This window comes from Streptococcus sp. 27098_8_12, assembly GCF_041432115.1.
GTDB lineage: Bacteria > Bacillota > Bacilli > Lactobacillales > Streptococcaceae > Streptococcus > Streptococcus parasanguinis_V.
Genome location: NZ_JAPVZA010000010.1, coordinates 24,724 through 36,891, shown reverse-complemented (window position 1 = coordinate 36,891; position 12,168 = coordinate 24,724). Strand labels below are relative to the sequence as shown.

The 12,168-nt window shown below is 44.5% G+C and carries 11 protein-coding genes; 1 reads left to right on the top strand and 10 read right to left on the bottom strand.

The annotated features are described in order from the left end of the window. Position 1: 1 nt before the first annotated feature. Complete coding sequence (gene hemW / locus O3629_RS05415) at positions 2-1,132, bottom strand: radical SAM family heme chaperone HemW (RefSeq protein ID WP_371608841.1); 1,131 nt, start codon at positions 1,130-1,132, stop codon at positions 2-4. 318 nt (positions 1,133-1,450) lie between these two features. Here hemW and O3629_RS05410 point away from each other — a divergent pair, with 318 nt between their 5' ends. Continuing rightward, positions 1,451-2,974 (top strand): ATP-binding cassette domain-containing protein, encoded by a 1,524-nt coding sequence (locus tag O3629_RS05410; protein WP_371608840.1) that lies wholly within the window; start codon positions 1,451-1,453, stop codon positions 2,972-2,974. A 34-nt stretch (positions 2,975-3,008) separates the two neighbouring features. Here the strand turns inward: O3629_RS05410 and proC are convergent, their stop codons facing one another. From proC to O3629_RS05365, 9 genes are all read right to left on the bottom strand, one after another. Beyond that, a complete protein-coding gene (gene proC, locus O3629_RS05405) occupies positions 3,009-3,824 on the bottom strand; it encodes a pyrroline-5-carboxylate reductase (protein WP_049498254.1) in 816 nt (271 codons plus the stop codon). A gap of 3 nt (positions 3,825-3,827) precedes the next feature. Continuing rightward, on the bottom strand, positions 3,828-5,075 hold the full coding sequence (locus tag O3629_RS05400; protein ID WP_049498253.1) for a glutamate-5-semialdehyde dehydrogenase: 1,248 nt from the start codon (positions 5,073-5,075) through the stop codon (positions 3,828-3,830). A gap of 10 nt (positions 5,076-5,085) precedes the next feature. Then, a complete protein-coding gene (gene proB, locus O3629_RS05395) occupies positions 5,086-6,195 on the bottom strand; it encodes a glutamate 5-kinase (protein WP_049498252.1) in 1,110 nt (369 codons plus the stop codon). Positions 6,196-6,268: 73 nt separating this feature from the next. Next, positions 6,269-7,159 carry an RluA family pseudouridine synthase gene (locus O3629_RS05390; RefSeq protein WP_003001835.1) on the bottom strand — a complete coding sequence of 297 codons (891 nt, stop codon included), beginning with the start codon at positions 7,157-7,159 and terminating at the stop codon, positions 6,269-6,271. Continuing rightward, positions 7,149-7,610 (bottom strand): signal peptidase II, encoded by a 462-nt coding sequence (lspA, locus tag O3629_RS05385; RefSeq protein WP_003001852.1) that lies wholly within the window; start codon positions 7,608-7,610, stop codon positions 7,149-7,151. Before lspA ends, O3629_RS05390 begins: the two co-directional genes overlap by 11 nt. A 3-nt stretch (positions 7,611-7,613) precedes the next feature. Then, positions 7,614-8,516 carry a LysR family transcriptional regulator gene (locus O3629_RS05380; protein ID WP_003011186.1) on the bottom strand — a complete coding sequence of 301 codons (903 nt, stop codon included), beginning with the start codon at positions 8,514-8,516 and terminating at the stop codon, positions 7,614-7,616. Between the two features lie 126 nt (positions 8,517-8,642). Then, positions 8,643-10,049, bottom strand: a complete 1,407-nt coding sequence (gene lacG / locus O3629_RS05375; protein WP_049498251.1) for a 6-phospho-beta-galactosidase — start codon at positions 10,047-10,049, stop codon at positions 8,643-8,645. Between the two features lie 87 nt (positions 10,050-10,136). Beyond that, the gene (locus tag O3629_RS05370; RefSeq protein ID WP_371608839.1) at positions 10,137-11,840 is read right to left on the bottom strand and encodes a lactose-specific PTS transporter subunit EIIC; all 1,704 of its coding nucleotides are present in this window, start codon (positions 11,838-11,840) and stop codon (positions 10,137-10,139) included. Next, positions 11,840-12,157: a PTS lactose/cellobiose transporter subunit IIA gene (locus tag O3629_RS05365; RefSeq protein ID WP_003007713.1), complete on the bottom strand. Its 318-nt coding sequence runs from the start codon at positions 12,155-12,157 to the stop codon at positions 11,840-11,842. The genes O3629_RS05370 and O3629_RS05365 overlap by 1 nt, the downstream gene beginning before the upstream one ends. Positions 12,158-12,168 lie beyond the last annotated feature (11 nt).

Here is a 12,168-nt window from a genome sequence, read left to right as displayed (position 1 = left end):
TCTACTCCAAAATAAACTTCTCTGCTACAGTGTCTGCTAAAAAGAGACCTTTCTTGGTCATTCGTACAATGTCCTTGTCAGGGACCAACAGGCCCTGCTGGGTCAATTCCTCAACCACTGATCCATATTGTTGGTCAAAATTCACACCAAATTTTTCTTCAAAACGCTTCTTGGAAACGCCTGTTTTCTTACGTAGTCCTAGAAACATCTCTTCTTCCATCATTTCTGTCTGAGTCAGATGCTCTTCTTGGACACGCGCATTTCCCTCTTCGACAGCTTGCATATAGTGACGAATGGGGCCATGATTCTTGTAGCGAATCCCATCGACATAGCCGGATGCTCCAGCTCCCAGACCATAATACTCAGCATTGTCCCAATACATGAGATTGTGTCGACTTTCAAAACCAGGCTTGGAGAAATTAGAAATTTCGTAATGCTCAAAGCCCGCTCGCTCCAACTCCTGAATAATGTATTCAAACATCTCTGCTTCCAACTCCTCTTTTGGTAGAGGAAGCTTACCCCGTCTCATCCGATTCATAAAGACCGTGTGATTCTCCAGAATCAAACTATAGAGACTCATATGGGGAATGTCGAGAGCAAGAGCCTTAGCGACATTTTCCTTGACCTGCGCCATGGTTTGCGTCGGAAGGGCATAGATGAGGTCGATCGAAATATTGTCAAAACCAGCCAGCTTCAGACGATCGATATTGTCATAGATATCCTGCTCCTGATGGCTCCGACCAATCTTCTTTAGCAAGAGATTATCAAAGGTCTGTACGCCCAAAGAAACCCGATTAACCGGTGAATCCTTCAAAACAGCAATCTTATCCGGATCCAAATCACCAGGATTGGCCTCGATGGTCAACTCCTCCATCTGAGAGAGATCGAGCGACTTGGTTAGCTCCTTGAGCAGATACTCTAGCTGATCCGCAGTTAAGGCTGTCGGTGTTCCACCCCCGATATAGAGAGTCCGTAAGTTTGTAATTTCTTCCCGACGAAATTCTTGGATCAAATGATCCAAATAAGCATCGACCGGTTGGTTCTTAATAAAGACCTTCGAAAAATCACAATAAAAACAAATCTGGGTACAAAATGGGATGTGGACATAAGCGGACGTTGGTTTTGTATGCATACCTTTAATTATACCATAAAATCCCCCTAAGTCCGAGAAGAAAAGGGTAGATGAAGCAAGGATTTCCTTGACAAGAAGGAATGAAAAGAATAGAATAAAGCTGATCACATTCGGAGGTAAGGAGATATGAACAACTAAGTTTCGTTAAATAAGATACTTTATTTAGTGGACTGCTTGTTCTATCTCTTTTTGTGTGCCCTCTCGCCTATTCTCCAACTTTTTGTTGGCTTAATAAGGTCTTTTTCTGTTTGGGTCCACTTGAATACAGCTCTACTAAATAGGTAGAGCTGTTTTTTTGTCCCAGTAGAAAGGAATCTTATGCTAAAACTATCCCACCTCACCATCCGCCATACAAAAGATTTACGCGATCTGGTTCGTGATCTGTCCCTAACCATTCATGAAGGAGAAAAAGTTGCCATTATTGGCGAAGAAGGAAATGGAAAGTCTTCTTTGCTTCATGTCCTCATGTCCCCAAAATCACTACCAGATTATCTGACAATAGAAGGCGAAATCACCACTTCCTTTCACTCCTATGCCTATATTCCCCAGTCTTTGCCGGAAGCATTGAAGGGAAAAACATTGGAAGAATATTTTTTTGGAGAAGACGAGCTAGACTATGCCATCCTCTACAGACTGGCTGATCAATTGCAATTTGATAGCGACCGCTTTTCAAGCGACCAAATTATTGGAAGTCTATCTGGAGGAGAAGCCCTCAAAGTCCAACTGCTTCACGAACTTTGCCGTCCTCATGAATTACTATTTTTAGATGAACCTTCAAACGATCTGGATTTAGAAACCCTGGACTGGCTCCAGCAGATGATCCAAACTAGCCCCCAAACCATTTTATTTATTTCCCATCATGAGGATTTTTTGACTCAGACGGCGGATACGATCATCCATCTAAGACAGATCAAACACCGCAAGGAGGCTGAAACCATTGTAGAGCACATAGGCTATCAGGACTACAGTAGCCAAAGGGAGCAACAATTCAAGCAGCAGTCCCAACAAGCTGCCAACGATCAACGAACCTACAAGAAAACAATGGAGAAGCATCGCCGCGTCCGTCAGCAAGTTGAAACATCCTTACGAAACACTAAGGATAGCACTGCTGGACGTCTCCTGGCAAAGAAAATGAAGTCCCTCCTCTCACAAGAAAAGCGCTACGAGCGAGAATTCCAATCCATGACTCCCCAACCCTATGATGAGGAAGTCATCAATCTGCATTTCCCTCCCCTCACTCCCTTGTCTCCTCAAAAACGAGTCCTTCTATTAGATCAGGAAGAACTCGCAATTGGTGACCGGGTCCTGGTCAAGGATCTCTCCCTTACTCTTCAAGGGCAGGACAAGATAGGAATTATCGGTTCCAACGGTGTGGGGAAATCCACTTTCCTAAAAATGATATGGAAAAGTCTACAGAAGAATGAAAGTATCCGCACTGCCTATATGCCACAAGATTACACTGAAGGCCTCCCTCTGACTCAGACACCGGTTCAATTTCTACAGCATTCAGGCGATCGCGAAGAAATCAACACCATTCAATTGCATTTAGCCTCCCTCAACTTTACCTATTCTGAAATGCACCATCCGATCTCTGAACTTTCTGGTGGCCAGCAAGGAAAACTCTATCTCCTTCAACTAGTGCTCACAAGTCCCCAATTTCTACTCTTGGACGAGCCTACTCGCAATTTTTCCCCCACTTCTCAACCAGAGATTCGACGCCTATTCGCAGACTACCCAGGCGGACTAGTCACGGTCTCTCACGACCGGACCTTCCTCAAAGAAGTCTGCCAAAAGATCTATCGTCTGACCGAAAATGGTTTGATAGAAATAGAGTCGCTCTAACGTAAAAAAGATTGGCCAAAACCAATCTTTTTTTCTATTTCTTCGCTGCCTCTTGTACCATTTCTTGGGTGCGTTTGTAGGCTGCTTCCACTCCTGCAATGATGTCGCCCCGTAGGCCGACTTGTTCTAAGCGGTTGACTCCTGCGATGGTAGAGCCACCTGGGCTACAAACTGCATCTCGCAAGCGGGCTGGGTGCTCACCTGTCTCTAGGACCATTTGACTGGCTCCTTGGAAGGTCTGTGCCGCCATCTGCAAGGCTTGCTCTCGTGTAAGTCCTAATCCTACTCCTGCATCTGCCATGGCTTCAATCATCTGATAGACAAAGGCTGGCCCACAGCCTGCGACAGCCGTTGCAGGATCCATTAATTTTTCCTCGATCTCGTAGAGAGCCCCCGCTCCTGCTAAGAGCTGCTTGACCTGGGCTATCTGCTGGTCTGTCACTGCTTGGGAACGGGCCAGACTGATAACACCTTGACCAATGGCCACAGGCGTATTGGGCATGATGCGGATGATACCCATCTGGTCGTTCTGGAACACGTCAGCCATCTTTTCTAGTTCCAAGCCTGCGGCCATGGAAACCAGCAAGAAATTAGAGCGTTGAGCCAAGATGCCTTTATACTCTTCTAAAAGTGGGCAAATCTGATAGGGTTTGACCCCTAAAAAGATTACTTCAGCCTCTTGAAAGACTTGTTCAAGCTCAGACGCCGTTCCCCCATACTGGCTGATAAAATCCTGCACCTTTTGTGGAGAACGATTGACCAAGAGCAAGTCTGTGGCAGCCACTTCTTTTGCGACTGCTTTGGCTAGACTAGCTCCCATGTTTCCTAGTCCAATAAATGCTACTTTCATTTCTTACCTCACTTGACCATTTCCACTGACGATATATTTGTAACTGGTCATTTCCCGGAGTCCCATCGGTCCACGCGCATGGAGTTTTTGGGTTGAGATCCCCATTTCACAACCTAAGCCAAATTGACCCCCATCTGTAAATCGTGTCGAGGCATTGACATAAACAGCTGCAGAATCTACCTGCTTGGTGAAGTAAGCAGCAGTCTCAGGATTTTCAGTCACAATGGCATCTGAGTGATGGGTACTATGCGCTTCAATGTGGTCCACCGCTTCCGCGACTCCATCAACGACCTTAACAGCTAAAATATAATCTAAAAATTCGGTATCAAAATCCTGTTTCTGCGCTGCTGTCCCAGAAATGATAGCCTGTGCTTGCTCATCTAGACGCAATTCAACCGATCTTTCCCGTGCATCCACTAAACGCTCTTTAACCAAAGGCAAGAAATCAGACGCGATCGCTCGATCGACCAAGAGGACCTCCATGGCATTGCAGACGGATGGACGGCTTGTCTTAGCATTTTCAATAATGGCGAGGGCTTTCTGGAAGTCAGCCTCCTTGTCCACATAGACATGGACGATCCCAGTTCCTGTCTCGATCACGGGGACAATGGCATTTTCAACCACCGCTTGGATCAATCCAGCACCACCACGTGGAATGAGCAAATCTAGATAGCCCTTAGCCTTCATCATAGCAAAGCTAGAAGCTCGACTCGTATCTTGGATCAGTTGAAGAAGATCTGGATGGAGTCCGCCTTCTTCCAATCCAGCCTTGAGGGCTGTCACGATCGCTTGAGCAGAATGAAAGGCGTCCTTTCCAGTACGAAGGACCACTGCATTTCCACTCTTGATGGCAAGCGCTGCAGCATCTGACGTTACATTTGGACGGCTTTCATAAATGATGCCAATAACACCCATGGCGACTCGAACTTTCTGGATTTCAAGGCCATTTTCCAAGACTTCAGTATCCAGCACTTCCCCAATCGGATCTGGCAGGTCTATTAAAGCACGAATTCCTTGTGCCATACCGGCAATCCGCTCTTGATCAAGAAAGAGGCGATCCAGCATGACTTCAGAAATCTTGCCGCGTGCTGCTTCCATATCGATTTGATTGGCTACTAAAATGGCTTCCGTCGCTTTCAAAAGCTGGCTAGCCATGGCCTCCAAAGCCTGATTTTTAAGAGCTGTACTGGCTGTATTGATGCTTTTCTTAGCTGATCTCGCTAAGGCTAATTGTTCTTGTGTTGTTCCCATACGTTGTCCTCTAGAATTCTGTAAAGAGTAAGTCAATTTCAGGAGTTACCGAGATCCAGTCATCCCGGTGGATGAGGATTCCCTTGGCTTTTTTAGATTGGAGTAGATCGCGCACAGCTGATTGGCCGAGACGGACCTTGCCTTTTCCTAGTAATTGACCAGTCTCTTGATGATAGACGCTGACGATATCATGATAAGAAAAATCTCCTTCTGCCTTGGTCACACCAGAAATCAATAGACTCTTTCCATGATCCAACAGGGCTTCCGCTGCTCCAGCATCCACCCAAACGGCTCCTTTACTTTCTGCATAAAAGGCTAGCCATTGTTTCTGGGTTTTTAAGCCCTTGTCCTCTGCAAGGAAGTAACTGCCATCCGCTTGCTCTTCTGCTGCTTCGATCAAGGCATCAGACTTGAGAGACGAGCAAATATAGACAGGAACCCCTGACTCGGTCGCAAGGGTCGCTGCCTTGAGTTTGGTCAACATACCGCCAGTTCCATTGCTACTGCCAGCACCACCAGCCATCTCGATCATCTCGCGAGAAATGTATTCGATTCGATCCAAGCGCTTAGCTGTTGGATCCTGAGAAGGATTGGCTGTATAGAGACCATCGACATCCGTTAAAAGCACCAAAAGATCAGCTTGAACCATGGCTGCAACCTGCGCACTCAAGGTATCATTGTCACCTACTTTTAACTCGGCAATCGAGACCGTATCGTTTTCATTGATAATCGGAATGGCCCCACGATTGAGCAAGACAGAAAGGGCCTGGTGGGCATTCTTATAGCGGCGTTGATCCGCAAAGTCATCCTGGGTCAACAAAATCTGCGCAGAAACAATGTTGCGTAAGAGCAGGTTGGCTGTATATTCTTCCATCAGTAAGCCTTGCCCAACTGCCGCAGAGGCTTGCTTGTCTGCCACCTTAGTCGGCCGTTTCTTAAAACCAAGGGCGCCAAACCCAGCAGCAACCGCCCCTGATGAGACCAAGATCAACTCATGGCCCGATTCGTGTAAGAGAGCCAACTGCTGGGTAATGACCTTGACCTTCTGTCTGGAGAGACTCCCATCGGGATTGGTCAAAGACGAGGTCCCTACTTTAAAGACGATTCGTTTTGCTTTCATCTCTATTTTTCTTTCTAATACTATTTATTTCGTATGTAATGAAAGTGACTGAATCTCCATTCAGCCATCTTCACTATCCTTTTCGAAGGTCTTCCAGCGTTTTCTCAAAGATCGCTGGCACTTCTGCCGTAAATTCCAAGGTCTCTCCTGTACGAGGATGGGTAAAGCCGAGTGTCCGCGCATGCAGAAACTGTCCTTGTCCTTTGAGTGTCTTCTTAGGACCATAAGCAGGATCTCCAGCTACTGGATGGCCGATATAGGCCATGTGCACCCGAATTTGGTGGGTGCGACCGGTCTCCAGTTGCAACTCTACCAAGGTGTAATTTCCAAAGCGCTCCAAGACTTGAAAACGGGTCACTGCAGGTTTTCCTTTCGCCGTCACTGCTTGTTTTTTCCGGTCCTTTTCACTGCGACCAATTGGTGCTTCGATCATGCCCCGATCGTTCGGAAGATTGCCATGGACAATGGCCCAATACTTCCGGAGAGATTTTTTGTCTTTGAGTTCCTCTGCTAAGGCGACGTGGGCTTGGTCATTTTTTGCGACCATCAAGAGGCCTGACGTGTCTTTGTCAATCCGGTGGACGATCCCTGGACGCAATTCTCCATTGATCCCTGAAAGGTCCTTGACATGGTATAAGAGCGCATTGACCAAGGTCCCGCTGGTATGACCCGCACTGGGGTGAACAACCATACCCTGTGGCTTATTGACCACCACAACATCCTGGTCCTCATAGACGATGTCTAAGGGCAGATCTTCTGCTTCATAGCTGACCTCTTCCACTTCTGGGACTTCATACTGGATGATATCTCCTTCTTTGACCGTATACTTAGCTTTTTTCACGGTTCCATTGACCAGAACTTTTCCTTCTTTGATCTGCTCATTGGCCACAGCTCGTGACAAGGGAGTCAAATCCGCCAAAGCCTTATCCAGTCGCGCACCGGCTACTTCGATTTTAATTTCCATGCGTTTCCTCTTTCAACATCAGGATCAGGAGCAAGAAAACTCCAACTGTCAAATAACTATCTGCTACATTAAAAATGGCAAAATTCATAAAATCCAGGTGGAACATATCGACTACAAAGCCCTGACGCAGGCGATCGATAAAATTCCCCAATCCACCCGCAATCACCAAGGTCAAGCCTGTCACCATCCAAAGCGATCCCTTGAGGTGCTTATAGAGATAGTAAAAGGCCCCCACCATCACGACTAGCGTGATGAGGGTAAAGAACCATTGCTGATTTTCAAGAAGCGAAAAAGCTGCACCTGTGTTTTGAAGATAAGTCAGACTGACCACATGGGGAATAAAAGACTTGACGACACCCAGTGGAATGTTCTTCACCACATACCATTTGACCAGCTGATCCAGTAGGACCAAAAGGACGATCGCTACTGGGACCATTGTTTTTCTCTTCATTTCTTACCTCTTTTGATCAAAATATTCTACCATGACCTCGACAAACTTCTCTGCTACAGGAGAGAGATCCATCTCTTCGCGTTTGACATAGACCATTTTATTGTCTAAGTTGTCTTCCAAAGGAATCACGGTAATGCCATTCACGGACTGGCTATCCAAAAAGCCAGATCCCGTCGCATAAGCATCCGTCCGCTCCAAGATTCCATTCAAGGTAGCCCGGTCGGTCACATTGAACATTTGTGAGCTCGAGCTGGTATCGACAAAGTTCTCTGAATAATAGAGGTACTCATCTTTTTCTTGGGTAAAACGAACAGTTGGCAACTGAGCTAGATCTTCCATAACCAGTTTTTTCTTCTTAGCCAAAGGATGTCCTTTGCGAAGATAAATATGAGTCTGAAAAGGAATCAAATCCACTACTTCAAGCCCTAATTTATCGACCCGTTGCATAATCCCCTTGGTATTTTGACGATTGAGATAAATAATCCCCAACTCACTATGCCCTTGAGCCACTTCGTCCAAAATTTGAACCGTCGTTGATTCAAAGATGCGGAAGTTTTTATTTTCCGGATAGCGGATCGAGAATTCCGTCATCAAAGGTGGCAAGAAGTCATAGTGTTGACTAGAAATAGAGAATTCTTTCTTCTCTTCTTCAGGACTGGCATATTGATTTTGAAACACATCAAACCCTTTGACCACGTCCTGCGCTTTTTCATAAAATTCCATTCCCCGACGGGTCAAAAAAGTCCCAGAACTGGTCCGACGAAAAATCTTAAACCCCAGTTCTTTTTCCAGATCTCTGACGGAGATGGACAAGCTAGGCTGACTCACATACATTTTTTCAGCAGCCTCACGAAAAGTACCACTGTTGGCAATCGCCACTACATATCGTAATTGTTGTATATTCATTCTATTTTCCTTATTACAGTATCGATCTATTATACCATAAATTAGGGGCTGAAAGAAGAGATCCGTTTAAGAGACACTCATCAAGTGAAAATAAAAAACTGGAACTAAAACAGTTCCAGTTGATACTTATTCAATCACTTGGCTTTCAGCTACTTTCTTGTACCAATGAGCCGATTTCTTTGGATAGCGCTCTTGGGTTTCAAAGTCCACATAAAAGAGACCATAGCGTTTTTCATAACCATTAGACCAAGAGAAGACGTCCATGAGAGACCAGATGAAGTAACCTTTGACATTAGCACCATCTGCAATCGCATCAGACAAGACCTCCAAGTGTTGCTTCACATAATCAATCCGGCCATCATCGTAAACAGTGTTGTCCACAAATTCATCTTTGTATCCAAGTCCGTTTTCAGTGATGTAGATCTTCTTGTAGTTTGGATAATCTTTCTTGACACGCATGATTTGGTCATACAAACCTTGAGGGTAGATGATCCAGTCCCAATCAGTACGAGGTACATAGTCAGGAGCTACACGACGTCCAACACCTTTGATTTGGTATTTAGAGCTTCCTTTTTCCCCTTTACCGTTGTGGATGATTTCAGTTTCACCATCAAAGGCTTCCATCCAGTCACTCATGTAGTAGTTAATTCCAAGGAAGTCGTTTAGATCTTTAGCTGCTTCAAGTGCTGCAAAGTCTTCGTCCCGAAGATCCAGACTACCACCATTAACTGAAAGAATGTGGTTTACCCCTTCCATGGTTTCATCTGAATAATGACCGAGGTAAGTAGCATCCAAGATAAATTTGTTGTGAATGATATCTTCCAACTCAGCAGCACGTACGTCTGCAGGATTTTTAGGATCCAATGGATACTTAGTTGGAAGAGCATGAACAACCCCGATTTCACCTGTATACCCTTTGTCTTTGTACAATTTCACAGCACGTGCATGAGAAACCATCATATTGTGGTGTGATTGGAAGACTTTGGCAAGGTCATATTGAATACCTGGTGGGAATTTACCTACTAAGTATTGACCATCACCGATTGGGCCAATTTCATTGAAGGTTGTCCAGTAGTTGACTTCTGGGAATTCTTCAAAACAGAAGGCAGCATAATCTACAAAGTGTTCGATATTTTCACGATTCAAGAAGTCTCCATTTGAGTGAAGAGCTTCAGGAGTATCAAAGTGGTGAAGAGTTACGAATGGTTCTACATGACGTTTATGGCATTCTGCAAATAACTTATGATAGAATTCTACCCCTTTTGGATTGACTTCACCATAACCAGTTGGGAAAATACGCGACCAGGCAATGGAAATCCGAATACCATTGACACCGTATTCTTCAGCTAATTGAAGGTCTACTGGATATTTGTGGTAGAAATCACTAGCAGGTTCTGCTGTATACCAATAGTTATCAGCTAAGTATTTGTCCCATGCAACAGGGCCTTTCCCATCTGTATGAGTAGCCCCCTCTGCTTGATAGGCGGCTGTAGCGCCACCAAAAATAAAATCTTTAGGAAGTGTTTTTGTCATTTTTTCACCTTTTTCTTGATTGGATCAAAGGAAAAGTGAGTGGAGAGGAGTTAGTGAGCCATCCATCTCCATCTCACTTATTCGTTCTTATTCTTCAAACTGCGCTTGAACAAATGCAAGGGCACCTTGTCCATCGCGGGTCAATTTAATGTATTGAGCACCTTCTGTCTTAGCCAGTTTGATACCTAGTTTATCTGTTTCTGCCTTCATGTCTTCATAGTTAGAAGCTACTTGAGGGGCTAGGATAACCAGGTCAAATTCTGGTAACATTTCACGGTGAGCACCGTAACCACCAGCAGCAGCCTTCACAGGAACATTGTATTCTGCAGCAGCTTTGTTCAAAGCATTTGCAAGAAGACCACTTGTACCACCACCGGCACAAAGAACCAATACGTTTGTTTCTTTTGTGATATTGTTTTGAGCTGGTTCATCTTCAACACCAGCTTTTTCAAGAATAGCATCTGCTTTAGCAGTGTTAAAGTTTGCAGCAACTTTTTCTTTCAAGCTATCGTTTGATTTACCTGAACGTTCTTCTTCAAGAATTTGTTCATCGTAAACTTTAACGAATGGGTAGTAAATGATCACGTCTACTACAACAAGAAGTGCAGCAAGGATGAATGAAAGTACTTGGAAGTTCGTACCAAGAACAATACCCAGAGGTCCAGGAGTTGTCCATGGTAGGTTAGAAGTAAATGAGTTCATTCCCAAGGTATCAACAAAGAATTTGAAGATCCATACGTTTGCAATTGGAGCAAAGATAAATGGAACAAAGAAGATTGGGTTCAATACCAATGGAGCACCGAACAAGATTGGTTCGTTAACACCAAAGAATGTTGGAACTACAGATGCACGTCCAATTGCACGGTTCCGTTTTGATTTCGTTAACCACATGAACATGAATGGAACGACAAGAGTCGCACCAGTACCACCCATAGTAACGATAAACATTTGAGTACCTGAAGTAAGGATCTTATCAGCGTGCATTCCTTGTTGAATCAAGTTCAAGTTTACTTCGGCATTTGCATAAGTAATCGCTGCGATAGCTGGTTCAACGATTGAAGGACCATGAATCCCTACGAACCAGAAGAAGGCGAAGGCACCAAAGATGATTGTAATTCCAAGGTAACCATCAGCAGCAGAGAATAGAGGAGCAAGAAGAGTACCGATTGATTCAGCAACCGTTACATGAAGGCTTGCTTTAACAACTAATTCAAGTGCATACAAGAGTACAACTGATAATGTAAATGGAATCAAGTCTTTAAATACTTGTGAAATATTTGGTGGAACCTCGTCCGGCATGCGGATGGTCACATTGTTTTTCACACAGACTTTGTAAACATTAACAGTAATGAATGCAGCAATAAAGGCTGTTAACAACCCTTTAGTCCCCATGAATGCTGTTAAGAATCCACCTTCTTTAGCAGGTTCGGCAGCCATGAGCAAGAAGCCAACCATAGAAGCCAACATTGTAGAAATGAAGTTGATTTGGTTAGTTGCTGGAAGGTCGCGGTTCATTGAATCAGTCAAAGCCTTAGCCGTTGTACCACCAACGAAGAAGGCCAAGATGCCCATAGAATAGCTATATGGAGTCATCAAGAAAGTTTCAATATCTTTAGACCAATGGAATCCCCAAGCGTTTGGTACATACGCAATTAGGATGAAGATAGATGAGAAAAGGATAACAGGCATCCCTGCAATAAAGCCATCCCGAATCGCTCGCAAATATTTGTTTCGAGAAATCTTTTCAAAGAAAGGTTTCCCTTTTTCAATCAGTTCAATCAGTTTATTCATTATTTCGCTCCTCTTTTATATAGTTCAATCAGATGGTGAATCACGTCTTTTAATAGGATCGTTGTCATGAGATGGTCTTGACCATGCATCATGGTAATGCTATAGGGGATTTCTTCTCCTGCTGCTTCATGCGCTAGCATGGTCGTTTGAGATTTGTGAGCCTCAGCGATACAAGACCCTGCTTCTTCTACTAACGATTCTGCTTTAGCAAAATCACCATTTTCAGCAGCTTTTAAGGCTTCCACTAATTTTGATCGAGCGTCACCGGCATAAGCGACAATTTCAAACCCAAGTAATTGGACTTCCTCTTTATTCATGTTGGTTCCTC

Excerpts from the sequence above, each read along its gene's own strand:
- O3629_RS05400 (WP_049498253.1), bottom strand. The coding sequence starts at position 5,075 with ATGGGAACAACACAAGAACAATTAGCCTTAGCGAGATCAGCTAAGAAA.
- O3629_RS05410 (WP_371608840.1), top strand. The coding sequence starts at position 1,451 with ATGCTAAAACTATCCCACCTCACCATCCGCCATACAAAAGATTTACGC.
- proB (WP_049498252.1), bottom strand. The coding sequence starts at position 6,195 with ATGAAAGCAAAACGAATCGTCTTTAAAGTAGGGACCTCGTCTTTGACC.
- O3629_RS05370 (WP_371608839.1), bottom strand. The coding sequence starts at position 11,840 with ATGAATAAACTGATTGAACTGATTGAAAAAGGGAAACCTTTCTTTGAA.
- hemW (WP_371608841.1), bottom strand. The coding sequence starts at position 1,132 with ATGCATACAAAACCAACGTCCGCTTATGTCCACATCCCATTTTGTACC.
- O3629_RS05390 (WP_003001835.1), bottom strand. The coding sequence starts at position 7,159 with ATGGAAATTAAAATCGAAGTAGCCGGTGCGCGACTGGATAAGGCTTTG.
- O3629_RS05380 (WP_003011186.1), bottom strand. The coding sequence starts at position 8,516 with ATGAATATACAACAATTACGATATGTAGTGGCGATTGCCAACAGTGGT.
- lspA (WP_003001852.1), bottom strand. The coding sequence starts at position 7,610 with ATGAAGAGAAAAACAATGGTCCCAGTAGCGATCGTCCTTTTGGTCCTA.
- lacG (WP_049498251.1), bottom strand. The coding sequence starts at position 10,049 with ATGACAAAAACACTTCCTAAAGATTTTATTTTTGGTGGCGCTACAGCC.
- O3629_RS05365 (WP_003007713.1), bottom strand. The coding sequence starts at position 12,157 with ATGAATAAAGAGGAAGTCCAATTACTTGGGTTTGAAATTGTCGCTTAT.
- proC (WP_049498254.1), bottom strand. The coding sequence starts at position 3,824 with ATGAAAGTAGCATTTATTGGACTAGGAAACATGGGAGCTAGTCTAGCC.